Genomic DNA, 22,067 nt, shown 5'->3' with positions numbered 1-22,067 from the left:
CCCGCCTTAGACGGCTCGCGTCGCCTTCATCGCCACGACGAGTTCGGCCGGCGCGGTGACCGGCAGGCCGCAGGTGGGACCGAGGCAGACATAGGCGGTGGCGGTGGCATCCACCTGCGCCTTGCCATAGGCCGGATGGCTTTCCGGGATGGAGGCCAACGGATCGGTCACCTGCACAATGCGGTTGGGCACCGACACGCCATAGGCGGCATCGATCAGCGCTTCGGTGGCGGCATCGCCGCGCTTGCCGATGATGGCGACCTGCACCGCGTTGGCGAACAGGTCGAAACCGTTGAGGTAGCTGCCCATCGGAAAGAAATTGCGCGCCGCGTCGGCCGAGAAGGCATCCAGCAGGTTCTGCGCCCGCTCGCGCCACTCGACATTGCCGGTCAGGTACCACAGCCGCGCGAAGACGCCGACCAGCAGGCCATTGCCCGAGGGCGTGGCGTTGTCGGTGGCGTGGCGCGTGCGGGCGACAAGGTTCTCGGCTTCTTTTGATGTCAGGAAATAGCCGCCATTCACCGCATCGGCATAATCGTCTTCCACCGTCTCGGCCCAGGCCTGCGCCTGGCGCAGGTAATCCGGGCTGCCGGTGGCCTCATGCAGCGCGAGCGCCGCGCGCATCATCGCCGCGTAATCGTCGAGCAGGCCGGGGAAGACCAGGATGTCGTTGCGCCAGCTGTGGCCCAGCTTGACCTCGCCCACGCTCATCGTGTTGACGATGAAATCATAGGCGCGTTCGGCCGCTGCCAGCCAGTCGGGCCGTTGATACTGGCGCGACAGTTCGGCCAGGGTCGCGATCATCAGGCCGTTCCAGTCGGCCAGCACCTTGTCGTCCCAACCCGGCTTGATCCGCTGTTCGCGCGCTGCCAGCAGCTTCGCACGACAGGCGGCGAGCTTGGCTTCGGTCTCGGCATCCTTCAGATCGGGCGACAGCGAGCGGCGCAGAATGGTCTTGTGTTCCCAGTTGCCGGCATCGGTCACGTCATAGGCGGCGCAGAACAGCGCGGCATCTTCCGGGCTCAGCACCTGCTCGATCTCGGGCTTGTGCCAGATATAAAACTTGCCTTCCTCGCCTTCCGAATCCGCGTCCTGCGTGGCGGCGAAAGCGCCGTCCGCAGTGATCATCTCGCGCAGGACCCAGCCCACGGTTTCCATCACGCGCTGGCGCAGCACCGGATCGCGTGTCTCGGCCTCCACCATCGCCATATGCGAGAGCAGCTGCGCATTGTCGTACAGCATCTTCTCGAAATGCGGCGCCAGCCATTCCGCGTCGGTGGAATACCGCGCGAAGCCGCCGCCCAGATGATCGTAGATGCCGCCCTGGGCCATGCGTGAAATCGTGTTGGTCACCGCTTTGGCGTAATCGGCCTGGCCGGTGCGCAGATATGCGCGCCACAGCAGGTCGAACAGGCCGGTCTGCGGGAATTTCGGCGCGCCGCCCACGCCGCCATGTTCGGGATCGACATGGGTGACGATCTGCGCCGCCACCTGGTCCAGTATGTCGTTGCTCAAGGCCAGGCGGTCGCGCGATTGCGGCTTGGCCATGCTGCGCAGGCCGCCCACCAGCATCTTCACGTTCTGCGCCACCGATTGCGGCTTGTCGCGCCAGGCCTCATGCACCTTTTGCAGCACCTCCACGAAGCCGGGCCGGCCGAAGCGCGGCTCGGGCGGGAAGTATGTACCGCCCCAGAAGGGCTCGCCCTTGGGCGTGAGGAACATGGTGAGCGGCCAGCCGCCCTGTTCGCCCAGGATATGCAGGGCATTCATGTAGAGCGTGTCGATATCCGGCCGTTCCTCGCGGTCGACCTTGATATTCACGTACAGCTCGTTCATCACCGCGGCGATCTGCGGATTCTCGAAGCTTTCATGGGCCATCACGTGGCACCAGTGGCAGGCGGCATAGCCCACGCTGAGCAGGATCGGCTTGTTGGCCGCCTGGGCGGCGGCCAGCACCTGGGGGCTCCAGATCTGCCAGTGGACCGGATTGTCCCTGTGCTGCTGAAGATACGGCGAGGCGGCCCGGTCCAGGTTGTTGCGGTCCAGATTCACGGTGTTGGTCCCTGACAAGGGGGCGGCGGCCATGCTAGGTATTTGTCCTGCTTCTCGTTTCGGCGTTTCAGACAAGTATGGTGCGACAATGAAGGTCACTGTCAATGTCGATTGCACTCCGGAAGAGGCCCGGCGCTTCCTCGGCCTGCCCGATGTGCAGCCCCTGCAGGAGGCGGTCATGCGCCAGATGCAGGACCGGATGATGAATTCGCTCAGCGCGATGGACCCGGAGACCCTGCTCAAGACCTGGGCGCCGCTGGGCCTGCAGAATCTGGAGCAGATCCAGAAATTCTTTTTCAGCCAGTTCCCCGGCGGCGGAACCGACAAGAAGTGAAGTAAGACCCATGGTTGTTTTGTCCAGCGATCCCAAGCCCTTTTACCGGGCGCATATCTTCGTCTGCACCAACGAGCGGCCGGAAAACCATCCGCGCGGCTCCTGCGCGCGCAAGGGTGCCGAGAAGTTGCGCAACTACATGAAGACCCGCGCCAAGGAACTGGGCATGGGCCTGGAAGACGGCGTGCGCGTGAACAATGCCGGCTGCCTGGAGCGCTGCGAGTTGGGGCCGACGCTGGTGATCTATCCCGACGGCGTGTGGTATCGCGCTGAGACTTTCGAGGATATCGACGAGATCCTCGAAGTACATGTGAAGCAGGGCGGTCGTGTGGCACGGCTGATGCTGAAGCCCGAGGACGGCCCGGACCACAGCGCGAAGCTGAAGTGATCGCGCCGCAGACCATCTACGCCCTCTCCACCGCGCCCGGCCGCGCCGGGGTGGCCGTGATCCGCATCAGCGGGCCGCAGGCGGCCGAGGCGCTCACCGCCTTGTGCGGGTCAGACCTGCCGCGCGCCCGCACGGCGTTTCTGCGCAAGCTGCGCCACGCCGATGGCATGCTGCTGGATGAGGGCATGGTTCTGTGGTTCCCGCGCCCGCACAGCTTCACCGGCGAGGATGTGGTCGAACTGCAGGTGCATGGCGGCCGCGCCGTGCTGGCCGCGTTGTTCGAGGCGCTTGGCAAACTGCCCGGCCTGCGCCTGGCCGAGCCGGGCGAATTCAGCCGCCGGGCTTTCGAGAACGGCAAGCTCGATCTCACCGAGGCCGAGGGCCTGGGCGATTTGATCAATGCCGAGACGGAGGCGCAGCGCAAACAGGCCCTGCGCCAGATGCAGGGTGCGCTGGGCCAGTTGTATGAAGGCTGGCGCAACCAGCTCACCCGGGCGCTGGCGCATCTGGAAGCGGATATCGATTTCCCCGACGAGGATCTGCCTGCCGGCGTGGCCGCCGAGGTGATGCCGCAGATCGCGCGCCTGCGCGCCGAGATCGCCGCGCATCTGGCCGATAACCGGCGCGGCGAACGGCTGCGCGATGGCCTGATGGTGGCGATCCTCGGCGCGCCGAATGTGGGCAAGTCGTCGCTGCTCAACGCGCTCGCGCAGCGCGAGGCGGCGATCGTCTCCGAGATTCCGGGTACCACGCGCGACGTGATCGAGGTGCATCTCGATCTGGGCGGCTATCCCGTGATCCTGGCCGATACGGCAGGCCTGCGCGACAGCGCCGACACCATCGAAAGCGAAGGCGTGGCGCGCGCGCTGAAACGCGCCGAGGCCGCCGACCTGAAACTCGTGGTGCTGGACGCGACGAAAAAGACCGTGCCAAAGGAGACGCAGGCGCTGGTCGATGCCGATACCATCGTGGTCGCCAATAAGACCGACGCCGCCAGCATCCCGGCGGGCTACGAGGTCAACGGCCGCCCGGTGCTGGGCGTTTCAGTGCGCAACGGCGCGGGCATGAGCGCGCTGCTCGATGCGCTGGAGAAAGAGGTCGTGGCGCGCATCGGCATGAGCGGTTCGACCTCGCTGACCCGCGCGCGGCACCGCGAGGCGCTGACCGACTGCGTGGCGGCGCTCGACCGGTTCCTCACCGGTAACGGCCGCAACAACCCTGCGCCGGAACTGGCCGCCGAGGATGTGCGCCTGGCAGCCCGCGCCTTGGGCCGCATCACCGGGCGGATCGATGTGGAAGACCTGCTGGACGTGATCTTCCGCGACTTCTGCATCGGGAAGTGAGCGGCCACACGCAACAGGTATTTTACCCAGGGGTTATCCATTTTTTACCCGCCGCCCCCGCCATCCCGATAGCCAAGCCCGCTGCCATGGCAGATATTTAAGGCGCTTTGGGGGAGCTGTCGGATGGCAGAAGCTGGTCGATGAACATTCCCGTCTACGACGTGCTGGGCAGTTCGTGGGACATGGCCGGCCTGCCGCCCGGGCCGCTGGCCGATCTGTACGATTACTGGGACGGCAAGCGCGCCGGCCGGCCCTGGCCGTCGCGGGCCGATATCGATCCGCTGGATATCCCGCTGCTGCTGAAATACCTGCTGCTGATCGAAATCGAGCGGCTGCAGCCCATGCGCATCCGCTTCCGCCTGGTCGGCACCAATTTCCACCGCTTCTTCGGCCGTGACCTGACCGGCAAGACCCGTGACGAGGCCGAGCTGCGGCCCGACGGACCCGGCGCCGGCCTGGCCGAGATGATGGCGGAATGGCGCGAGGTGCTGCAGCGCGGTGCACCACGCTGGGCCAGCGTGCGCCAGCGGGTGGAGCGCGACGGGCTGGGCTGGGTGCGCTTCACCGGGCTGGCGCTGCCGCTGTCGCGCGCGAACACTTCCGATGGGGCCGGCACCGCCGACATGCTGCTGGTCGCCACGCTGTATCATCCCGACGAAGCGGCCTGAGGCCATGGCCGACCTCTTTCCGCAATTCGCCACCGGCCGGCTGCTGCTGCGCGCTTTCAGGGCCGAAGACGAAGCCGCCTTCGCCGAATTTGCCGTGCGCGAGGAATTCTGGCGGTTCCTGCCCGGGCCGGCGCTGACGCCTGAGCTGGTGGCGCAGTTCATCGCCGCGCGGGTGCGGGATGCCGCCAACCCTTCGGGCCGCGACTGGATCTTCGCCGTGGAGGAACAGGCCTTAAGCCGCGCCATCGGCATGGTGCGCTTAAGCATCGCTTCGCCCGAACACCGCCAGGGCAATATCGGCTTTTCCTTCGATGGCGCCCTGCGCGGGCGCGGCTATGCGTCGGAGGCAATGCGCGAAGTGCTGCGCTTCGGCTTTGCTGACCTGGAGCTGCACCGGATCACGGCTTTGGCCGATGTGGAGAATGCGCGCAGCCATGCGGTGCTGCAGAAACTCGGCTTCCGGCAGGAAGGCCGGCTGCGGCAGAATTTCAACATGCGCGGCGCATGGCGCGACAGCGACTTGTTCGCCCTCTTGCGCAGCGAGTGGCCGGCGGCAGATCCGGCAACCGGCCAGGCCTAAAGCGAACTCTGCTGCGGCCAGCGCGGCACGGGCAGGCTGCCTTGCCCTGAGTTGCCGTGAATGGGACGGCCGGTGCGCGGATCGACCTTCAGCACGCGGTCGCGGCCGTCGCGGGTGCGGTATTCGATTTCGTAGCGCCCGTCCTTCCAGTCGATATCCCTGATGAAGGCGTAATCGGGCCGGCTTTCGATCTGGATGATGATCTGCGACAGCGAGAGCGACCCGGCCGGCGGGCCGTCCGGGTCGACGAGCTTGGGTGGTTCGGGCGCAGGCTGTTCAAGTGCGGGTGTGGCAGGTACGGGAGCGGTGGTCTGCGGGGGCATCTGGGCCTGGGCCGGCTCGGCGGCGGTGCCGCCGGCCAGGCTGCCCAGCAGCAGCAATGCGGCGAGCTGGTTCATGGCAGGTACGCCTTGGGGGCAGGACGGATCATGCTGCCATGAGGCGCCCGGAATATGGCGCGGCGGGGGCGGTGCTGCGGCCTTTTGTGGGATTCGACTCAGCCGTGGCGGCGCAGGAAGTCGCCTAAACGGGCGGCGAATTCGGCCGGGCGCTCGTCATGCAGGGTATGGCCGGCGCCCTCGAAAATGGCGGTTTCCGTGCGCGGGTTCAGCGCCGCCATGCGCCGGATTTCATCCGTGGTGACGAAGCGGCTTGTGGTGCCGTGGAACAGCAGGATGGGGCAGGCGATGGCCGCCCAGTCGTCGCTCCAGTCGCCCACCAGGGCGGCGCGGGCCGGCTCGTGCCAGGCATCGGAAAAGCGGAAGCCCCAGCCGTCCTCGTATTCCACCAGGCTGTCGAGGAAATAACGGTCGAGTCCAAAATCCGAGCCGCGCATGTGATCGAGCAGGGCATCCAGGCTGTCCCACCGCAGCGGCCAGGATTCGCCCTTGCCGGCCGGGCCGAAGCGGCAGCCGATATCCTCCACGATCAGGCCGCGCACCAGGTCGGGCCGGCGGGCGGCGAGTTGATAGGCATTCACGCCGCCGAAGGAATGCCCGGTCAGCATCACCGGCCCGCAGGCCAGATGCTCGATCAGGGCTGCGACATCATTGATGAAGGCCTCGCGGCTGCGATCCTCGGCATGGTCGCTCCAGCCATGGCCGCGCTGGTCCATGCCGACCACGCGCCAGCCGGGTTTGAGCGCATGCGACAGCGGCGCGTAATTGCGGGCGCAGCCGGCGCGGCCATGCAAAGCCACCAGCGTGCGCGCAGCATCGCCGCCGAAATCGACGTAGGAGAGCTTCACGCCGTCGCGGTGCAGGAAATGCCGCTGGCCCATGATCAGATCAGGCGCCGGATCAGTAGATGCGCGCGACGCTGTCGCCCAGGCGGATGATGCCGCCCTCGATCACGCGGGCGTAGACGCCGCATTGCGTATGACCGTAATGGCCGCGCAGGCCGGACAGCAGATCAAGGTCCTGCTCGGCGGTGTCGGGATTCACATGGGTGGCGCCGCAGCGGCCGATGATCTCGGCCACTTCCAGAATCGCGGTGCCGATCTGCAGCCGCGCGCCGATCCAGTGCATCTCGACCCAGGCATCGAAGCCATCCACCAGCAGGTTGCCGCGCAGGCGGCGCCAGTCGAGCGGCTCGTTCAGCCCCATCTTCGTGCCGATGTCGCGCAAGGAGGCGGTGTTCTGGATCGAAATGTATGGCTGCGGCACATCGGTAAACCACGCGCCCGGCGCCTCGGCCACGCGCACGCTGCCGCGCGTCTGCTCGTCGCCCATGGCCTGCAGCACCAGGTGTTCCAGCGCGGCGCGGCCTTCCGGCGTGGTGAGGTCGGCATCGTCAAGCCGGCCATCCCCGGGTGTTTCCGGATCGGGATCGGCCACGGTGATCTTCGTACCCGTGGGATCGAAGGCGCAATGCAAAGCGGCCAGCTTCGGGTTGCGCACCCAGGTGAGGAAATGTGCCTTCTTCTGGAAGGCTGGCTTTTGCGGATCGAAAGCCGATGCGCCATGGGCCAGCGCGAAGCGGCGGTCGCCTGCGATCGGCTGATCGGGGATCAGCTCGGCCTGCTCCAGCGGCTGCGGGCTCAGGCCCTTCACGGGGAAACGGTGGATGCGGGTGAGGGCGGCATGCGGCTGGGTCATGGCCCGACCATGCGCAAGAGGAATGCTGCGGTCAACGGCGGAATTGCTGCAACATTGTCATCGTCGCCGCGATGCTGTTTCGTGTCATCGCCCTTTCATGTTTGCGAGGCCGTATGTCGCATCAGTTCGCCCTCTATGCCACCGCTCTGTTGCTTGGCGCGCAGCTCTTCTTCTCCTTCGTGGTCGCGCCGATGGTATTCGCCAATCTGCCGGCGGCCACCGCGTCGGGCTTCATGCGCGCGATCTTCCCGCTCTACTACACCGTCACGATTGCGCTCTCGTTGCTGGCCCTGCTGGCCTTCGGCGTGGCGCAGGATCAGCGTGGCGTAATTGTGCTGGGCGCCATCGCCGCGCTTGGGCTTTTCTCGCGCCAGGTGCTGTTGCCGCGCATCGAGTTCTGGCGGCCGGGCAGGGAGGCGGGCGATGCCATGGCCACGGCGAAATTCCGTGCCCTGCATCGGGCCAGTGTGCTGGTCAATCTGGCGCAAATGCTTGGCGCGGCAGGGCTTTTGTTCTCTTTCGTTCTATAGCGGGTCGCAGCAGCAAAAAATCCCTTGACTACTGAGAACATAAAAGGTACATTTCACAGGTAGGCGGGTGTTTCACGTGAAACAGCCGATTTCCCTCCAGTATCCCCCTTGGGGTGTTTCACGTGAAACACCCCCTTTTTCCTGTGGGCATGCGGCTGATGGGTGTCTGGCCGCGATTCCTTTTGACGGCTCCGGCCACCTGACCTATACCCCCGCGCCATGAGCGGTTCTTTTGATGTCATCGTCATCGGCGGCGGCCATGCCGGCTGCGAGGCGGCTGCGGCGGCCGCGCGGCTGGGTGCGCGTACCCTGCTGCTGACCCACAAGGTCGAGACGATCGGCGAGATGTCGTGCAACCCGGCCATCGGTGGCCTGGCCAAGGGCCATCTGGTGCGCGAGATCGACGCGCTGGACGGCGTGATGGGCCGGGTGATCGATGCCGCCGGCATCCAGTTCCGCATGCTCAACAAATCCAAGGGCCCCGCCGTGCGCGGCCCGCGCAGCCAGGCCGACCGCAAGCTTTATCGCCAGGCCATGCAGGCATTGCTGATGGAGCAGGCCAATCTCACCATCCATGCCGCTTCGGCGGAAGACATCCGTATCGAGCATGGCGAAGTGAAGGGCGTGCTCGCGGGCGACGGCAGTTTCTTCGCCGCGCCCAAGGTGATCCTCACCACCGGCACCTTTCTGCGCGGCCTGATCCATATCGGCGAAGAGAAGATTCCGGCCGGTCGTGTGGGCGAAGCGCCGTCGCTCGGCCTCTCGAAAACCCTTGAAAAATGCGGCTTTTCGCTGGGGCGCCTGAAAACCGGCACACCGCCGCGGCTGGACGGCAAAAGCATCGACTGGGGCGCTTTGGAGATGCAGGGCGCCGATGATCCGCCGGTGCCGTTCAGCTTCCTGACCGAGCGCATCACCACGCCGCAGATCGAATGCGGCGTCACGTATACGTCGCCCGCAGGCCATGCGCTGATCCGCGACAACCTGCATCGCGCGCCGATGTATTCCGGCCAGATCGAAAGCACCGGCCCGCGCTATTGCCCGTCCATCGAGGACAAGGTGGTACGCTTCGCCGAGCGCGAGCGGCATCAGATCTTCCTGGAGCCGGAAGGGCTGGACGACGACACCGTCTATCCCAATGGGATATCCACCTCTTTGCCGCGCGACGTGCAGGCCGGGCTGCTGAAGACCATTCCGGGCCTGGAAAACGCCGTCATGCTGCGGCCGGGCTATGCCATCGAGTATGATTTTGTCGATCCACGTGAACTGAAGCCGACTTTGGAGACGAAGCGGCAGCCCGGTCTGTATCTGGCCGGCCAGATCAACGGCACCACCGGATACGAGGAAGCCGCCGCCCAGGGGCTGATCGCCGGCCTGAATGCGGCGCTTTCGGCGGGAAATCTCGGTTTTGGCGGGGGCGGGGAGGCGAAAACCTTCATCCTCGACCGCGCCGACGCCTATATCGGCGTGCTGGTTGACGATCTGGTCAGTCTCGGCACCCGCGAACCCTACCGCATGTTCACCAGCCGGGCGGAATACCGCCTCAGCCTGCGCGCCGACAATGCCGACCAGCGCCTCACCCCGCTGGGACTGGAGATCGGCTGCGTGGGAATTTCACGTGAAACAGCCTGGAAAACCAAGGAAAAAGCCCTCGCCGAGGCCCGCGCCCTGGTCCGCGCCCTGAAACTCACGCCCCCGGAGCTGGTCAAACGCGGCCTGAACGTGAACCAGGACGGGCAGATCCGCTCGGCCGCCACCCTGCTGGGCTATCCCGACATGACCGTCACCCGGCTGGTCGAAATCTGGCCGGAACTGCACGGCCTGCGCCCCGACGTGGTCGAGCAGCTCGAGATCGACGGGCGGTATGCCGGCTACATGGAGCGGCAGGAGGCCGACATCCTTGCCTTCCGCAAGGATGAAGGCCTGGTCCTGCCTGAAGCGCTGGATTACGACGCCGTCGGCGGCCTCTCCAACGAGGTGCGGGCCAAGCTGAAGCAGCACCGCCCCGGCACCCTGGGCCAGGCAGCGCGCATCTCGGGCGTCACCCCGGCGGCGCTCTCGGCCCTGCTGGGCTATGTCAAAAAGGCCCGCCGGCAGGGCATCGAAGCTGCCGAATAGCGGTTTTCCGCCATTTTATGATCAATCGCCCGGCATTTTCACGGGAAACACCTGACAACACCGCCGCCATGCGCCATAACCCGGCCATGACCCCACAGGCATTCCAGAAAGCCACCGGCTGCAGCGACCAGGCGCTTGAACGTCTGAATATCTATGCCGCACTGGTCGCCAAATGGCAGAAGGCCATCAACCTGGTGGCGCCCAACACCCTGCCGCAGCTCTGGGAACGGCATTTCCTCGATTCCGCCCAGCTTCTGCCGCTGGCGCCGGAAAGCACCACCCGCTGGCTCGATCTCGGCTCGGGCGGCGGCTTCCCCGGTCTGGTGATCGCGGCCTTGGGAGTCGATGGGGGCGTTGAAACCGTGCATCTGGTGGAAAGCGACCAGCGCAAGGCCACTTTCCTGCGCGAAGCCGCGCGGGCCATGGGCTTGGGCAGCCATGTCACGGTTCACATGAAACGCATCGAGGCGGTGGAGCCCGCAGCCCTGCATGCCGCCATGGGCGGCGCACCGCAGGTGATCTCCGCCCGCGCGCTGGCATCGCTGAAAGATCTGATCCCGCTGGCCCAGCGCCTGGCCGGGCCCGACACGGTTTATCTCTTTCCCAAGGGCCGGCAGGCCGGGGATGAATTGACCGAGGCCCGGCGATATTGGACAATTCAGGCGCTCGACCTGCTGCCGAGCCAGACCGAGGCGCAGGCGCGCATTGTGCGGATGAGGGGGCTCGAAGCCGCGTGACCAGTACAGAACAGGAACAGACGGCCGGCAATCCTAACCTGCGCATGGGCCGCGTGCTGGCGGTGGCCAACCAGAAGGGTGGCGTGGGCAAGACCACCACGGCCATCAATCTGGCCACCGCGCTGGCCGCCGTGGGCGAGCGTGTGCTGCTGATCGATTCCGATCCGCAGGGCAACGCCTCCACCGGCCTGGGTCTGACCCATGACGAGCGCGAACCCGGTACTTACGAATTGCTGATGGGCGCGGCCGAGCTGGACGAAGTGATCCGGCCCACCAAGGTGCCCAACCTGATGATCGTGCCGGCCAATGTGGAACTGGCCGGCGCCGAGCTGGAGATGATGGATCTCGACCGGCGCCAGCATCGCCTGAAGGACGCCATCGAGGGCCGCGTCGGCAGTTTCGATCATGTGCTGATCGACTGCCCGCCATCGCTCACGCTGCTCACCGTGAATGCCATGGTGGCGGCCGATGCCGTGCTGGTGCCGCTGCAATGCGAGTTCTTTGCGCTGGAAGGCCTGGGCCAGCTGCTGCGCACGGTCGAGCGTATTCGCGGCACGCTGAACCCCACGCTGGATGTGCAGGGCGTGGTGCTCACCATGTTCGACAAGCGCAACAACCTGTCCGACCAGGTCGCGGCAGACGTGCGCGGCTTCCTGGGCGACAAGGTCTACGAGACGGTGATCCCGCGCAACGTGCGAATCTCCGAAGCGCCCAGCCATGGCGTGCCAGCATTGATCTACGACCACCGCGCGCCGGGCAGCACCGCCTACATGGCGCTGGCCCGCGAGGTGATCAAACGCGAGCAGGCCCTGCGGTCGGCGGCGTAGTTTTTTTGTTTTCGTCATGCCGGGCTTTTGACCCGGCATCCCATTTCCAAATGGGATCCCGGCTCGCGCTGCGCTTGGCCGGGATGACCGGTCAGGAAGGTATTGAGTAGAGATGATCGACGATCCGAAACGCCGCGGTCTCGGCCGTGGCCTTGCCGCCCTGATGGGCGAAACGCCGGGCAAGGATGGCGAGACCACTGCTGCGCCGCGTGGCCTGCGCGAGATTCCCATCGAGCAGCTGAAACCCAACCCCTACCAGCCGCGCAAGACCTTCCTGCGCGAGCAGTTGGAGGAGCTCGCCCAGTCGATCAAAGAGAAAGGCGTGCTGCAGCCCCTGCTGGTGCGCAAGTCGGCTACGCCGGGTAATTACGAGATCATCGCCGGCGAACGCCGCTGGCGCGCCGCCCAGATCGCCAAGCTGCATACCCTGCCCGCCGTAGTGAAGGAGATTTCCGACCGCGACGCGCTGGAAATCGGCCTGATCGAGAATTTGCAGCGCGAGGACCTCAACGCCGTCGAAGAGGCCGGCGCCTTCCTGAAACTCACCGACGAATTCGGCTACTCTGCCGAGCAGATCGCCCAGGTGATCGGCAAGAGCCGCAGCCATGTCGCCAATATCATGCGCCTGCTGCAGCTGCCCAAGCCGGTGGTGCAGATGATCACCGAGGGCAAACTTTCCGCCGGCCAGGCCCGGCCGCTGATCGGCCATCCGCTCGCCGAGCAATTGGCCCAGCGCATCATCGAGGGCAGCCTCTCTGTGCGCGAGGTGGAAAAACTGGTCGCCGTGGGCAAGGCGGTGGCCGCCGGCCCCAGCGGCAAGAAGCCCGGCCGGCCGCCCTCGTCTGCGACTAAGAAGCCGGCCGACGAACCGGCCGCGAAGAAGGACGCCGATACGCTGGCGTTCGAGCGCGGCCTGGCCGCCGCGCTGGGACTCAGGGTGGAAGTGGAAGGCGAACCGGGCAACCCGGAAGCCGGCCGCCTGATCCTGCATTACCAGAAGCTGGAACAGCTCGACGAACTGGCGAAAAAGCTTAGCCGGCGGTGAGTGATTCAGTTGCCATCCGACCAGGCGGCGACCGTCAGTATGTCTCTTTCATCACGGCGCAGGGTATAGCGCAGCGGCCGTTTCACATAACGGCCCACCAGTATCTCTTCATCAGCGTGAAGGTATTCTAGAACGACCGGAATCTCATAGGAGTCGGCGTCCACGCCATCATTACCACCGGACAAGGTTATGGTTTTCAACATCAGCATGCCGCGCCCGGCCGGATCTAGGAATGGCTTATACAGTTCAGGGCTTGAATCAAAATGATGGCGGATGGCGCGTTCGGCGTCGCTCCAGGGCAGATCAGACTTTGGGATCAACGTATCTGAAGCTGGGCTATATTCCAGCGGCTTCGCACCCTGTTTCTGCAGCAGCGGATTGAGGCGCCAACGGGCCGTTTGCGGCCATGCGGGTTCAAGCTGCAGCGATGAGGCGCACGACGTGTTCGCGGCCATGTGGGCCACCCGGAGCAGGTCGAATACGCCGGTCAGAGCGTCGACTTCCAGTACCCCGGTCCGTGGTGTGGTGCTGCGAATTTTCGGACCTTGGCAGTCGTCTATTTTCACCCCGGTTTCGATGTACCACTCATCGCCCGCATTGAGCGTCGCCTTCAGCGGTTTGATGGCCTCTGCCTCTGTTTCAGGTTTCGAGGTGTTTGCAACGGCAATCTGATATTCGCCGGGCACGACATCACGGATGGTCAGGGTATTGGCGGGAAACTCGCCAAGGCTTTCGCCATTCAGGCTCACGACCGGCAGCAAAGGCGGCGCGTAGCCCTTCATCTTATCTTCTTCCAGTCTGAAGACGACGATCCGGCCAGTTGCCTCCGGGCGCGGCGGCATCTGCATGGCGGGAACGGTCTCGTGTGTCTGCGACGTGGTATGGCAGGCTGCCAGCATGATCAGCAGTCCAAGCACAGGTATTTGTCGCATGTTTTATTCGCCCCCGGTTGTCGAGACTATGGCAAACCGGTTGTGTTTCAGGCAAGCGGCCCCTGCCCAAATAGCGGGGGCGCTCAAGGCCAGCTTCCTCACCTGAAGCCGAAGGGCTGCCGTTCAGCGATGGCGTCGGCGGCGGCTTCGGGCGATTGCCGTGCCGTGTCGATCACCAGATCGGCCGCCCAGGTTTCAAAATGCAGCGCCAGTACATCCTGCCATGACGGCAGGCGGTGGCCGGGAATATCGGCATGACGTGATTCCACGCGGCGGCGCTGTTCGGCGGCATCCGAACAGATCACCTCGATCTCGATGACCGGCGCGCCAGCCTCCATCGCCGCGCGCCGCCATCCGTTGCGGCTTGCCTGCACCGGATTGACCGAGTCCGCCACCACGATATGGCCCAGCCGTAGGTTCTCGGTGGCCAGTCGCTGCGCCGCCGCATAACCCGCCGTGCCGATGCTTTCGCCCGGTATGCCGGCCGCGATCATCGCCTGCTCAATGCTGTCGACGCGCAGATGCACGGCCTGCACCCGCCGCGCCAGCGCCCGGGCCAGACTGGTTTTGCCGCAGCCCGGCAGCCCACCGAGGATGATCAGCATGTCGGGGTCACGTTTGTCATGACGACATTATAGATGTGGAGGCGTGACATCCTGACGATGGTGTTGATGCCAGAACCCGGCGCGCTATTGTTTGTTCCCGGAGGATCGCCGCGATGCCCGACAGCAAGACCAAACCCCTTTCGCCTGAAGCCGAGCGTGTGCTGCGCGGCCATGGCACCGAGCGGCCGGGCTCCAGCCCGCTGAACTACGAGAAGCGCGCCGGGGAATACTACTGTGCCGGCTGCGGCACCGAACTGTTCGGCTCGGATACCAAATACGAAAGCGGCAGCGGCTGGCCCAGTTTCTGGGCCCCCGCCGTCAAAGAGAATGTCGCCGCCCAGATCGACACCAGCCACGGCATGCGCCGCATCGAGGTGCATTGCGCCAGATGCCAGGGCCATCTTGGCCATGTCTTCGAGGATGGGCCGCAGCCCACCGGCCTGCGCTATTGCATCAACGGCGCGGCGCTGCAATTCGAGCCGGATGGGAAATAGCGCCTCCAGGCTGTTATATACCCCCTGACCACAACTTTTCCGGATTGGCCCCATCCGGGCAGGATGCTAGCCTGCCATCCGCATGCTGCCGATTCGTCCTGCCTGCGGTCTCCTGCTGGCGCTGCTGGCTTTGCCGGTCCAGGGCCAGACCGTCGCGCCGCCTGACGATGACCCCATCACCGAGGACGACCGGTTCCGCCTCGCCCAGCCAAGTCAGCCTTTCCTGCATCACTGGCAGGCGACCGCCAGTTACGGCGCCGGCCATGCGCCGCTGAACGACGATGTCGGCACGCGGCTGGGTTTCGGCCGCAACCACCAGGTCATGGCCGGACTGGAAGCCGGTATCGGCGAACGCGGCTTCGGCCGCATCGAAGTCGGACGTGCCTGGCGCGATGGCAAGCGCGATTTCGCCAACGAGGTGCTGCACAGCGATGCCGATATCGAAATCCTCGGCATCAGCGGTGGCGTGTTCATCACGTCGTTTCTATCTGCCGGGCTGTCGCTGCAGCATCGCCGCGAGGATGGCCGCGAAATCTTCGTCAGCAAGACCGGCCTGGACGACAGCCGCACGGATCGTGAGGGCAGCAGCAACCGCGTCGCGCCATTCCTCATGCTGGCCGGTCCTGTCGGCCCTGTCGATCTCGCGCTGCTGCTCGCCTATGCGCGGCTGCGCAGCGAAACCGATTATTCACGGCCGCAGCTCAACAACGGCAACAGCAGCGACAGCGGTCAGGTCAATTCGCGGCTGGCCGATTTTTCCGTTGGCTACTGGCTTTCCGGCAGCGTGAAAATCGGCGCCAGCCTGGGCTGGACCGAAGTGCTGCATCAGCGCACGCAATCCACCTCGCTGCCGCTGGACGACGACTGGGGCACGCTGGGTGCCAGTGCGGTCTGGCGCATCCTGCCCGATCTCGATCTCAGCCTGCATGCCGACCGCGATATCGAAAATGCCCGCGGCAACGGCACGCGCTTCGGCGGCGGGCTGGCTTACCGGTTCTGAGGAGATTTACTCATGAACATCCAGCGCCGCACCCTGCTCCGGATTTTCGCTGTTGTGGTGATCGTCACCCAGCTCGCCGGCTTCACCTGTTACTCCCTCGATCATTCGCGGATCGAATACGCACCGGGTTATGGCTATATCGTCACCGTCGAACGCGAAAAAACCGATGGCAAGACGAAAGACTTTTATTTCGTCTTCGACACGCGGGAGCAGGCCGAGCAGTTCATCCGCGAGTTTCCGGACATGAAATACGGCGTGACGCAGAACCGGATCCCGGGCGGCTGGAAGGCCCGGTATTCGTATAACAGCGACGAGGGCGAAGAGATCGAGCGGACCAAGACCGCCGTCCTTCCGCCGCCCCCGGCCGAAGCCGTCAACCGGATGATTGACCGCGCCACCCCGCCGCTGCCCACCGGGCCCCAACCGCAATAGACCCTTGGCCCACTAGGCCCACGGCGCAATAAGCCCTGATACGGATGAAGGCGCTGAATTCCGCGCCACCCTGCGCATCTGTGCTTAAAAAAGCACCATAATGACCCTGACAGCATAGTTTTTGACCATGCCTATGCCGGCCTGCCTGCGGAATCCGCCGCCTTCCCTGGCGGAATCGGGCTTTGGCTGGCTTCTGCCGCAACGCAACAGGCTGGCATGCTTCTTGTAACTCTCCTGTCCGAGGTATGCGCCAAGGGTGGGCCGGCCGGGGTCTCGTAAGGGGGGACCGGCGCGGTTCTGCCGGAAAGGCCGGGTTGGTCCGGCGGCCGGTTTGATGAATTGGCGTGACCTTCACTGACAGGAGGATTTTATCGTCATGCAACTCCCCACCGTCTCGGCGGCCGCCTCTTCGGCCGATCAGCGGCAGCCCGGCTGGCTCAGCTATGTCGGTTTCGGCCTGGTGCTGGCTGCCCTCATTGCCATGTTCCCCTCGCTCGGCTTTGCCGCCGACGAAGCGCCCAAGGTCCTCAATTCCGGCGACACCGCCTGGATGCTCACCGCCACCGCGCTGGTGTTGCTGATGACCATTCCCGGCCTCGCCCTCTTCTATGGCGGCATGGTGCGCAAGCAGAATGTGCTCGCCATCATGATGCAGAGCTTCGCCATCACCTGCCTGATGAGCATCATCTGGATGGTGGTCGGCTACAGCCTCGCCTTCTCGCCGGGCAATGCCTTCATCGGCGGCTTCGGCAACCTGTTCCTCTCGAACCTGGCGGTGGACTCGCTGTCCGGCACGATCCCGGAAACGGTCTTCGTCGTGTTCCAGATGACGTTTGCCATCATCACTCCGGCCCTGATCACCGGCGCCTTTGCCGACCGCATGAAGTTCTCGGCCATGCTGTGGTTCATGGGCCTGTGGTCGATCTTCGTCTACGCGCCGATCGCCCACATGGTCTGGGGCGGCGAAGGCGCGCTGATGTTCGACATGGGCGTGCTGGACTTCGCCGGCGGCACCGTGGTGCACATCAATGCCGGCGTCGCCGGCCTGGTGGCCTGCCTCGTGCTCGGCAAGCGCCAGGGCTACGGCAAGGTCAGCCATGCGCCGCATAACCTGACGCTCAGCATCATCGGCGCCGCCCTGCTGTGGGTGGGCTGGTTTGGCTTCAACGCCGGTTCGGCGCTCACCGCCGGCACCGGCGCTGGCATGGCCATGCTGGTCACCCAGATCGCCACGGCCGCTGCCGCGCTGGCCTGGATGTTCTCCGAGTGGCTCGCCCGCGGCAAGCCCAGCGTGCTGGGCATCGTCTCGGGTGCCGTGGCCGGTCTGGTCGCGATCACGCCTGCCGCCGGCACTGTCGCGCCGATGGGTGCGCTGATCATCGGCATCGTCGCCGGCATCATCTGCTTCGTGGCTTCCACCACGATCAAGAATGCGCTGGGCTACGACGACAGCCTCGATGTCTGGGGTGTGCACGGCGTGGGCGGTATCGTCGGCGCCATCCTCACCGGTGTCTTCGCCACCAAGGCGATCACCGGTGCCGAGGACGCGGTTGGCCTGATCGACGGCAATGCCGGCCAGGTCCTGACCCAGATCTACGGCGTGGTCATCACCATCGTGTTCACCGCGATCATGAGCCTGATCATCCTGAAGATCATAGACTGGACGATCGGTCTGCGCGTCGACGAGGCCACCGAGCGCGATGGTCTCGACCTGAACCTGCACGGCGAGACGGTGCAGTAACAGGCACGCGAAGACACCCGGGCCGGCACACCCACCCGCCGGCCCGGGTTGCTTCTTTCCTTACGCGGTGGGGTGCGGTGGCGTGGCCTTGCCGCTGATGAGTGCCCGGCCACGCAATCCGCTTTTCTCTCCGCCGGTTTTCCGATTTAATCGAACGGAAGACATCGACCGAAATTCTCGTCGCGGAGATTCAACCTCATGACCGCTTTCGACGAGATGGATACCGGGGCCGCCGGTAGCCAATCCCAATCTGGCCAGTCCCAGCTTGGCCAGTCTCAGTCTGTTCAGGCGCAGCGCAACGCCGTCCGCGCTCCGTATCAGGATTACAAGCGCTGGCTCGATGCCGCGCCGGCCGACATGCTCACCCGCCGCCGCCAGGAAGCCGACCTGCTGTTTCGCCGGCTGGGCATCACCTTTGCCGTCTATGGCGAGGGCGGCGACACCGAACGCCTGATCCCCTTCGATATCGTGCCCCGCATCATCGCGGCGAAGGAATGGCGCAAGTTGCGGCGCGGCCTGAAGCAGCGCGTCCGCGCACTCAACGCCTTCCTCGACGACATCTATCATGCCCGCGCCATCCTGAAGGCCGGCACCATCCCAGAAGACCTGATCCTGAAGAACGCGGCTTATGTGGCGCATATGCGCGACGTGGCCATCGCGCGCCAAACCTATACGCATATCGCCGGCATCGACGTCGTGCGCACGGCGGAAGATCAGTTCTATGTGCTGGAGGATAACTGCCGCACGCCCTCGGGCGTCTCCTACATGCTGGAGAACCGCGAGGCGATGATGCGCCTGTTCCCCGATCTCTTCGCCGCCGTGCGCGTGGCCCCGGTCGGTCATTACCCCGACGCCCTGCTGCAGACCCTGCGCGAAAGCGCGCCGGTGAACTGCGCCGGCGAACCCACCGTGGTGCTGCTCACGCCCGGTGTGTTCAATTCGGCCTATTTCGAGCATGTCTTCCTGGCCGAGCAGATGGGCATCGAACTGGTCGAGGGCGGCGACCTGACGGTGAAGGACGATGTCGTCTACATGCGCACCGTCGGCGGGCTGAAGCGCGTCGACGTGATCTATCGCCGGCTGGACGACGATTTCCTCGACCCGAAAGTCTTCCGCAAGGATTCGCTGATCGGCGTGCCCGGCATTTTCCAGGCCTACAAGGCCGGCAATGTCACGCTCTGCAACGCCGTGGGCACCGGCGTGGCCGACGACAAGTCGATCTATCCCTATGTGCCCGACATGATCCGCTTCTATCTGGGCGAAGAGCCGCTGCTGGCCAATGTGCCGACTTACGTGCTGCGCCGGCCCGACGACCTGAAATACACCCTCGACCACCTGCCCGAACTGGTGGTGAAGGAAGTGCATGGTTCGGGTGGCTACGGCATGCTGGTCGGACCGAAGGCCAGCAAGGCCGAGATCGAGGCCTTTCGCGCCAAGATCATGGCAAAACCCGAAGCCTATATCGCCCAGCCCACGCTGGCGCTCAGCACCTGCCCCACCTTCGTGGAGAGCGGCATCGCGCCGCGCCATGTCGACCTGCGGCCCTTCGTGCTGACCGGCGAGACTATGCGCGTGGTGCCCGGCGGGCTCACCCGCGTGGCCCTGCGCGAAGGCTCGCTGGTAGTGAATTCCAGTCAGGGCGGCGGCACCAAGGATACCTGGGTGCTGGAGGACGCGCCCGACATCGCGGCCGGCGAGGACTGAGCCATGTTGTCCCGCGCCGCCGACAACCTCTACTGGATGACCCGCTATATCGAGCGCGCCGAGGCGATGGCGCGCATCCTCAACGTGGCACAGCGCATGAGCCTGCAGATGGCCGGCAATGCCCGCGGCAGCGGCCGCAGCGACGAATGGGAAGCCGCCCTGATCATTGCCGGCTGCGACAAGTCGTTTGCTCTGCATGGCGGCGCGGTCACCCGCCGGGCGGTGATCGACTTCCTCGCCTTCGCGCCAGACAATCCTTCGTCCATTCATGCCTGCCTCAAGGCGGCACGCGAGAATGCCCGCGCCATGCGGGCGCAGATCACCTCCGAGGCCTGGGAAAGCATCAACGCCTCCTGGCTGGAAATGCAGACTCTCAGCCTCAAGAAAGTGGAATCAGACGGCTTCTCGCCCTTTTTCGACTGGGTGCGCGAACGCAGCCAGCTCTTCCGCGGCGTCGCCGAGGGCACCATGCAGCGCGACGACGCCAACCGCTTCATGCGGCTGGGCACCCTGCTGGAACGCGCCGATTCCACCGCCCGCATTCTCGATGTGAAGTATCACATCCTGCTGCCGTCCCCGGGCGATATCGGCGGCGCTGTCGACTACTACCAGTGGGGCGCCCTGCTGCGTTCGGTCTCGGCCCTGCGCATCTACCGCCAGATTTATCGCGACTCGATCCGGCCCTCGCGGGTGGCCGAGCTGCTGATCCTGCGCGAGGATTTCCCGCGTTCCCTGCATGCCTGCTTTGCCGAGATCGTCACGATCCTGCAGCAGCTGCGGCAGAATTATTCCCGCGACTATCCGTCCGTGCGGCAGGCCGAGGGCATGCTGATGAAGGTGCGCTACGGCGATATCGAGGCGATCTTCGATGCCGGCCTGCACGAATACCTGACCGAGACGATCGACAGCAATATCGAGCTGGGCGCGGCCATCGCCCGCGATTTCATGCAGCCGGCGTGATATAAGAAGAAAAACACCAGGGACCGGAAACCGGGAAGCGTGCCATGACCTATTGCGTCGGCCTTCTGCTTAACGACGGCATCGTCATGCTGTCTGACAGCCGCACCAATGCCGGCGTCGATTCCATTGCCACCTTCGGCAAGATGCATGTCTGGGAACAGCCGGGCGAACGCGCGTTGGCGCTGGCCACGGCAGGCAACCTTTCGCTCAGCCAGTCGGTGGTGGCTTTGCTGCGCGAAGGTTTTGCCGGCGAGGACGGCAAGGCGCATGACATGATGCAGGCCACCAGCATGTTCGAGGCGGCCGGCATCGTCGGCGCCGCGATCCGCGAGGTGGCGCGCCGCGATGGCGAAGGCTTGAAGCAGCAGGGCGTCGAGCCCAGTCTCTCCATGCTGCTGGGCGGTCAGATCGCCGGCCGGCCGCACGAGCTGTACATGCTCTACTATGCCGGCAACTTCATCCGCGCCACCGAAGACACGCCTTTCCTGCAGATCGGCGAGATCAAATACGGCAAGCCCATTCTGGACCGTGTAATCCAGCCCGACACGCCGCTGGTGCAGGCGGCGAAATGCGCGCTGGTGTCGATGGATTCCACCCTGCGGTCCAACATCTCGGTCGGCCCGCCGCTCGATCTGGTGGTTCTGCCCAGGGATACGCAGCGCTTCAGCCTGCGCAAGCGCATCACCGAGCAGGATTCCTATTTCTCCAGCATCCGCGGCCTGTGGGGCGAAGGCCTGCGCAAGGTCTTCGCCACCATTCCCGATCCGGACTGGAATCTCTAGAGGGCCGCTTATTTCGCCGGCTCTATTTCGCCGGCATGTGGGCCAGTGCCGCCGCCGGCACCGTCATCAGGCCGCCGGCGCCCGGCGGCTGCCACTGGAATTTCAGCGCCGCCGTGCCGCGCTTCTGGAAATACTGCACGGTGATCGGATACCAGGCCGGCTGCGAAATCCGCACTTCGCCTAAAGGCGACAGGCGGCCGGCATGCACATCGGGATCGTCCACCACGCGGGTGCGGTCAATGGTGATGCGGATGCCGTCATTGGCAAAGGCGGCGAAGCGGTAGATGCCGGCTTCGAGCTGGATCATTCCGGTCATGTGCACGGCAAAGCCTTCGGTTGCCTGCGAATCCCACATGCGGCCCGAGCCGGATTCGGCATCGAGCTGCAGGATCGCCGGCCCACGACGGCCCTTGGCCAGGTCGGCTGGGCTGCGCGGCATGTTGTCGACATGGTCGAGCTGCGCGATGAAATAGAGTGGCGACAGGCCTGGGCTGAGCTGGGCGGCAGTGGGCTGCGGAGTTGCGGGCTGCGGTGGACCGGCCGGTCTGCTGTCCTGCTGGGTGGCGCAGGCCGCCAGCAGCAAGGCCGGCAGAATTCCGAGAATCAGTTTGCGCAGACGCATCGTCGACATCCCCCGTTGTATTTTGGCCCCGTTCGTATTTCCGCTCCTGCCTGCCGGCAATGCCAAAGCTTAGCCAT

At 65.1% G+C, this 22,067-nt stretch carries 24 protein-coding genes; 17 read left to right on the top strand and 7 right to left on the bottom strand.

All coding sequences use genetic code 11. The features are described 5' to 3' along the window. Nucleotides 1-6: 6 nt before the first annotated feature. Entirely contained in the window at nucleotides 7-2,085 is a 2,079-nt protein-coding gene (locus ACK4FJ_RS06605; protein ID WP_409765058.1) for a thioredoxin domain-containing protein, read from the bottom strand. Nucleotides 2,086-2,140: 55 nt separating this feature from the next. Between ACK4FJ_RS06605 and ACK4FJ_RS06600 the strand changes: the two genes are divergently transcribed. The 5 genes from ACK4FJ_RS06600 (at nucleotide 2,141) to ACK4FJ_RS06580 (ending at nucleotide 5,365) form a co-directional block, all read left to right on the top strand. Further along, complete coding sequence (locus ACK4FJ_RS06600; RefSeq protein WP_409765057.1) at nucleotides 2,141-2,386, top strand: DUF6489 family protein; 246 nt, start codon at nucleotides 2,141-2,143, stop codon at nucleotides 2,384-2,386. Between the two features lie 10 nt (nucleotides 2,387-2,396). Next, nucleotides 2,397-2,774 (top strand): (2Fe-2S) ferredoxin domain-containing protein, encoded by a 378-nt coding sequence (locus ACK4FJ_RS06595; RefSeq protein ID WP_409765056.1) that lies wholly within the window; start codon nucleotides 2,397-2,399, stop codon nucleotides 2,772-2,774. Continuing rightward, nucleotides 2,774-4,117, top strand: a complete 1,344-nt coding sequence (gene mnmE, locus ACK4FJ_RS06590; RefSeq protein WP_409765521.1) for a tRNA uridine-5-carboxymethylaminomethyl(34) synthesis GTPase MnmE — start codon at nucleotides 2,774-2,776, stop codon at nucleotides 4,115-4,117. The genes ACK4FJ_RS06595 and mnmE overlap by 1 nt, the downstream gene beginning before the upstream one ends. A gap of 140 nt (nucleotides 4,118-4,257) precedes the next feature. Continuing rightward, complete coding sequence (locus ACK4FJ_RS06585; protein WP_409765055.1) at nucleotides 4,258-4,785, top strand: PAS domain-containing protein; 528 nt, start codon at nucleotides 4,258-4,260, stop codon at nucleotides 4,783-4,785. Nucleotides 4,786-4,789: 4 nt separating this feature from the next. Next, nucleotides 4,790-5,365, top strand: coding sequence for a GNAT family N-acetyltransferase (locus ACK4FJ_RS06580; RefSeq protein WP_409765054.1), 576 nt, complete (start codon nucleotides 4,790-4,792; stop codon nucleotides 5,363-5,365). Here the strand turns inward: ACK4FJ_RS06580 and ACK4FJ_RS06575 are convergent. The 3 genes from ACK4FJ_RS06575 to ACK4FJ_RS06565 all read right to left on the bottom strand — a co-directional run bounded on the left by ACK4FJ_RS06575 (nucleotide 5,362) and on the right by ACK4FJ_RS06565 (nucleotide 7,461). Continuing rightward, nucleotides 5,362-5,763, bottom strand: coding sequence for a PepSY domain-containing protein (locus tag ACK4FJ_RS06575; RefSeq protein WP_409765053.1), 402 nt, complete (start codon nucleotides 5,761-5,763; stop codon nucleotides 5,362-5,364). The two genes, ACK4FJ_RS06580 and ACK4FJ_RS06575, sit on opposite strands and share 4 nt — an antisense overlap. 98 nt (nucleotides 5,764-5,861) lie before the next feature. After that, entirely contained in the window at nucleotides 5,862-6,644 is a 783-nt protein-coding gene (locus ACK4FJ_RS06570) for an alpha/beta fold hydrolase (RefSeq protein WP_409765052.1), read from the bottom strand. 19 nt (nucleotides 6,645-6,663) lie between these two features. Further along, nucleotides 6,664-7,461, bottom strand: coding sequence for an MOSC domain-containing protein (locus ACK4FJ_RS06565; RefSeq protein ID WP_409765051.1), 798 nt, complete (start codon nucleotides 7,459-7,461; stop codon nucleotides 6,664-6,666). A 113-nt stretch (nucleotides 7,462-7,574) separates the two neighbouring features. On the opposite strand from ACK4FJ_RS06565, the gene ACK4FJ_RS06560 reads away from it, so the two are divergent. The 5 genes from ACK4FJ_RS06560 (at nucleotide 7,575) to ACK4FJ_RS06540 (ending at nucleotide 12,718) form a co-directional block, all read left to right on the top strand. Beyond that, nucleotides 7,575-7,991 (top strand): DUF4149 domain-containing protein, encoded by a 417-nt coding sequence (locus tag ACK4FJ_RS06560; RefSeq protein ID WP_409765050.1) that lies wholly within the window; start codon nucleotides 7,575-7,577, stop codon nucleotides 7,989-7,991. A 219-nt stretch (nucleotides 7,992-8,210) separates the two neighbouring features. Continuing rightward, the gene (gene mnmG / locus ACK4FJ_RS06555; protein ID WP_409765049.1) at nucleotides 8,211-10,109 is read left to right on the top strand and encodes a tRNA uridine-5-carboxymethylaminomethyl(34) synthesis enzyme MnmG; all 1,899 of its coding nucleotides are present in this window, start codon (nucleotides 8,211-8,213) and stop codon (nucleotides 10,107-10,109) included. A gap of 86 nt (nucleotides 10,110-10,195) precedes the next feature. Further along, on the top strand, nucleotides 10,196-10,846 hold the full coding sequence (gene rsmG / locus ACK4FJ_RS06550; protein ID WP_409765048.1) for a 16S rRNA (guanine(527)-N(7))-methyltransferase RsmG: 651 nt from the start codon (nucleotides 10,196-10,198) through the stop codon (nucleotides 10,844-10,846). Nucleotides 10,847-10,890: 44 nt separating this feature from the next. Next, nucleotides 10,891-11,673, top strand: coding sequence for a ParA family protein (locus ACK4FJ_RS06545; protein WP_409765519.1), 783 nt, complete (start codon nucleotides 10,891-10,893; stop codon nucleotides 11,671-11,673). A gap of 112 nt (nucleotides 11,674-11,785) precedes the next feature. After that, nucleotides 11,786-12,718, top strand: a complete 933-nt coding sequence (locus tag ACK4FJ_RS06540; RefSeq protein WP_409765047.1) for a ParB/RepB/Spo0J family partition protein — start codon at nucleotides 11,786-11,788, stop codon at nucleotides 12,716-12,718. A gap of 5 nt (nucleotides 12,719-12,723) precedes the next feature. Here ACK4FJ_RS06540 and ACK4FJ_RS06535 read toward each other — a convergent pair whose 3' ends face one another. Next, a complete protein-coding gene (locus ACK4FJ_RS06535) occupies nucleotides 12,724-13,635 on the bottom strand; it encodes a hypothetical protein (RefSeq protein WP_409765046.1) in 912 nt (303 codons plus the stop codon). 113 nt (nucleotides 13,636-13,748) lie between these two features. After that, nucleotides 13,749-14,255: an AAA family ATPase gene (locus ACK4FJ_RS06530; protein WP_409765045.1), complete on the bottom strand. Its 507-nt coding sequence runs from the start codon at nucleotides 14,253-14,255 to the stop codon at nucleotides 13,749-13,751. Nucleotides 14,256-14,368: 113 nt separating this feature from the next. On the opposite strand from ACK4FJ_RS06530, the gene msrB reads away from it, so the two are divergent. The 7 genes from msrB (at nucleotide 14,369) to ACK4FJ_RS06495 (ending at nucleotide 21,368) form a co-directional block, all read left to right on the top strand. Beyond that, nucleotides 14,369-14,749: a peptide-methionine (R)-S-oxide reductase MsrB gene (gene msrB / locus ACK4FJ_RS06525; protein ID WP_409765044.1), complete on the top strand. Its 381-nt coding sequence runs from the start codon at nucleotides 14,369-14,371 to the stop codon at nucleotides 14,747-14,749. An 82-nt stretch (nucleotides 14,750-14,831) separates the two neighbouring features. Beyond that, nucleotides 14,832-15,749, top strand: coding sequence for a hypothetical protein (locus ACK4FJ_RS06520; RefSeq protein WP_409765043.1), 918 nt, complete (start codon nucleotides 14,832-14,834; stop codon nucleotides 15,747-15,749). Between the two features lie 12 nt (nucleotides 15,750-15,761). Continuing rightward, nucleotides 15,762-16,181 (top strand): hypothetical protein, encoded by a 420-nt coding sequence (locus ACK4FJ_RS06515; protein WP_409765042.1) that lies wholly within the window; start codon nucleotides 15,762-15,764, stop codon nucleotides 16,179-16,181. A gap of 481 nt (nucleotides 16,182-16,662) precedes the next feature. Next, entirely contained in the window at nucleotides 16,663-17,922 is a 1,260-nt protein-coding gene (locus tag ACK4FJ_RS06510) for an ammonium transporter (RefSeq protein ID WP_409765517.1), read from the top strand. Nucleotides 17,923-18,120: 198 nt separating this feature from the next. Next, nucleotides 18,121-19,626: a circularly permuted type 2 ATP-grasp protein gene (locus tag ACK4FJ_RS06505; RefSeq protein ID WP_409765041.1), complete on the top strand. Its 1,506-nt coding sequence runs from the start codon at nucleotides 18,121-18,123 to the stop codon at nucleotides 19,624-19,626. 3 nt (nucleotides 19,627-19,629) lie between these two features. Then, nucleotides 19,630-20,586 (top strand): alpha-E domain-containing protein, encoded by a 957-nt coding sequence (locus ACK4FJ_RS06500; protein ID WP_409765040.1) that lies wholly within the window; start codon nucleotides 19,630-19,632, stop codon nucleotides 20,584-20,586. A 44-nt stretch (nucleotides 20,587-20,630) separates the two neighbouring features. Continuing rightward, nucleotides 20,631-21,368, top strand: a complete 738-nt coding sequence (locus ACK4FJ_RS06495; protein WP_409765039.1) for a peptidase — start codon at nucleotides 20,631-20,633, stop codon at nucleotides 21,366-21,368. A 22-nt stretch (nucleotides 21,369-21,390) separates the two neighbouring features. On the opposite strand, the gene ACK4FJ_RS06490 is transcribed toward ACK4FJ_RS06495, so the two are convergent. After that, the gene (locus ACK4FJ_RS06490) at nucleotides 21,391-21,990 is read right to left on the bottom strand and encodes a PA14 domain-containing protein (RefSeq protein WP_409765038.1); all 600 of its coding nucleotides are present in this window, start codon (nucleotides 21,988-21,990) and stop codon (nucleotides 21,391-21,393) included. Nucleotides 21,991-22,067 lie beyond the last annotated feature (77 nt).

The sequence above is a fragment of the Ferrovibrio sp. genome (assembly GCF_046297595.1).
In the GTDB taxonomy this organism is placed as follows: Bacteria; Pseudomonadota; Alphaproteobacteria; order Ferrovibrionales; family Ferrovibrionaceae; genus Ferrovibrio.
The sequence above is the reverse complement of the archived record's forward strand: the minus strand, read 5'-3'. Positions and strand labels throughout refer to the sequence as shown.

What these genes read in the sequence shown, in the direction of transcription:
- ACK4FJ_RS06545 (WP_409765519.1), top strand. Translation starts at nt 10,891, where the DNA reads ATGGGCCGCGTGCTGGCGGTGGCCAACCAGAAGGGTGGCGTGGGCAAG.
- ACK4FJ_RS06530 (WP_409765045.1), bottom strand. Translation starts at nt 14,255, where the DNA reads ATGCTGATCATCCTCGGTGGGCTGCCGGGCTGCGGCAAAACCAGTCTG.
- ACK4FJ_RS06515 (WP_409765042.1), top strand. Translation starts at nt 15,762, where the DNA reads ATGAACATCCAGCGCCGCACCCTGCTCCGGATTTTCGCTGTTGTGGTG.
- ACK4FJ_RS06600 (WP_409765057.1), top strand. Translation starts at nt 2,141, where the DNA reads ATGAAGGTCACTGTCAATGTCGATTGCACTCCGGAAGAGGCCCGGCGC.
- ACK4FJ_RS06605 (WP_409765058.1), bottom strand. Translation starts at nt 2,085, where the DNA reads ATGGCCGCCGCCCCCTTGTCAGGGACCAACACCGTGAATCTGGACCGC.
- ACK4FJ_RS06575 (WP_409765053.1), bottom strand. Translation starts at nt 5,763, where the DNA reads ATGAACCAGCTCGCCGCATTGCTGCTGCTGGGCAGCCTGGCCGGCGGC.
- mnmG (WP_409765049.1), top strand. Translation starts at nt 8,211, where the DNA reads ATGAGCGGTTCTTTTGATGTCATCGTCATCGGCGGCGGCCATGCCGGC.
- ACK4FJ_RS06490 (WP_409765038.1), bottom strand. Translation starts at nt 21,990, where the DNA reads ATGCGTCTGCGCAAACTGATTCTCGGAATTCTGCCGGCCTTGCTGCTG.
- ACK4FJ_RS06595 (WP_409765056.1), top strand. Translation starts at nt 2,397, where the DNA reads ATGGTTGTTTTGTCCAGCGATCCCAAGCCCTTTTACCGGGCGCATATC.
- rsmG (WP_409765048.1), top strand. Translation starts at nt 10,196, where the DNA reads ATGACCCCACAGGCATTCCAGAAAGCCACCGGCTGCAGCGACCAGGCG.
- ACK4FJ_RS06505 (WP_409765041.1), top strand. Translation starts at nt 18,121, where the DNA reads ATGACCGCTTTCGACGAGATGGATACCGGGGCCGCCGGTAGCCAATCC.
- msrB (WP_409765044.1), top strand. Translation starts at nt 14,369, where the DNA reads ATGCCCGACAGCAAGACCAAACCCCTTTCGCCTGAAGCCGAGCGTGTG.
- ACK4FJ_RS06510 (WP_409765517.1), top strand. Translation starts at nt 16,663, where the DNA reads ATGTTCCCCTCGCTCGGCTTTGCCGCCGACGAAGCGCCCAAGGTCCTC.
- ACK4FJ_RS06570 (WP_409765052.1), bottom strand. Translation starts at nt 6,644, where the DNA reads ATGGGCCAGCGGCATTTCCTGCACCGCGACGGCGTGAAGCTCTCCTAC.
- ACK4FJ_RS06520 (WP_409765043.1), top strand. Translation starts at nt 14,832, where the DNA reads ATGCTGCCGATTCGTCCTGCCTGCGGTCTCCTGCTGGCGCTGCTGGCT.
- ACK4FJ_RS06580 (WP_409765054.1), top strand. Translation starts at nt 4,790, where the DNA reads ATGGCCGACCTCTTTCCGCAATTCGCCACCGGCCGGCTGCTGCTGCGC.
- ACK4FJ_RS06585 (WP_409765055.1), top strand. Translation starts at nt 4,258, where the DNA reads ATGAACATTCCCGTCTACGACGTGCTGGGCAGTTCGTGGGACATGGCC.
- ACK4FJ_RS06540 (WP_409765047.1), top strand. Translation starts at nt 11,786, where the DNA reads ATGATCGACGATCCGAAACGCCGCGGTCTCGGCCGTGGCCTTGCCGCC.
- ACK4FJ_RS06500 (WP_409765040.1), top strand. Translation starts at nt 19,630, where the DNA reads ATGTTGTCCCGCGCCGCCGACAACCTCTACTGGATGACCCGCTATATC.
- ACK4FJ_RS06495 (WP_409765039.1), top strand. Translation starts at nt 20,631, where the DNA reads ATGACCTATTGCGTCGGCCTTCTGCTTAACGACGGCATCGTCATGCTG.
- ACK4FJ_RS06560 (WP_409765050.1), top strand. Translation starts at nt 7,575, where the DNA reads ATGTCGCATCAGTTCGCCCTCTATGCCACCGCTCTGTTGCTTGGCGCG.
- ACK4FJ_RS06565 (WP_409765051.1), bottom strand. Translation starts at nt 7,461, where the DNA reads ATGACCCAGCCGCATGCCGCCCTCACCCGCATCCACCGTTTCCCCGTG.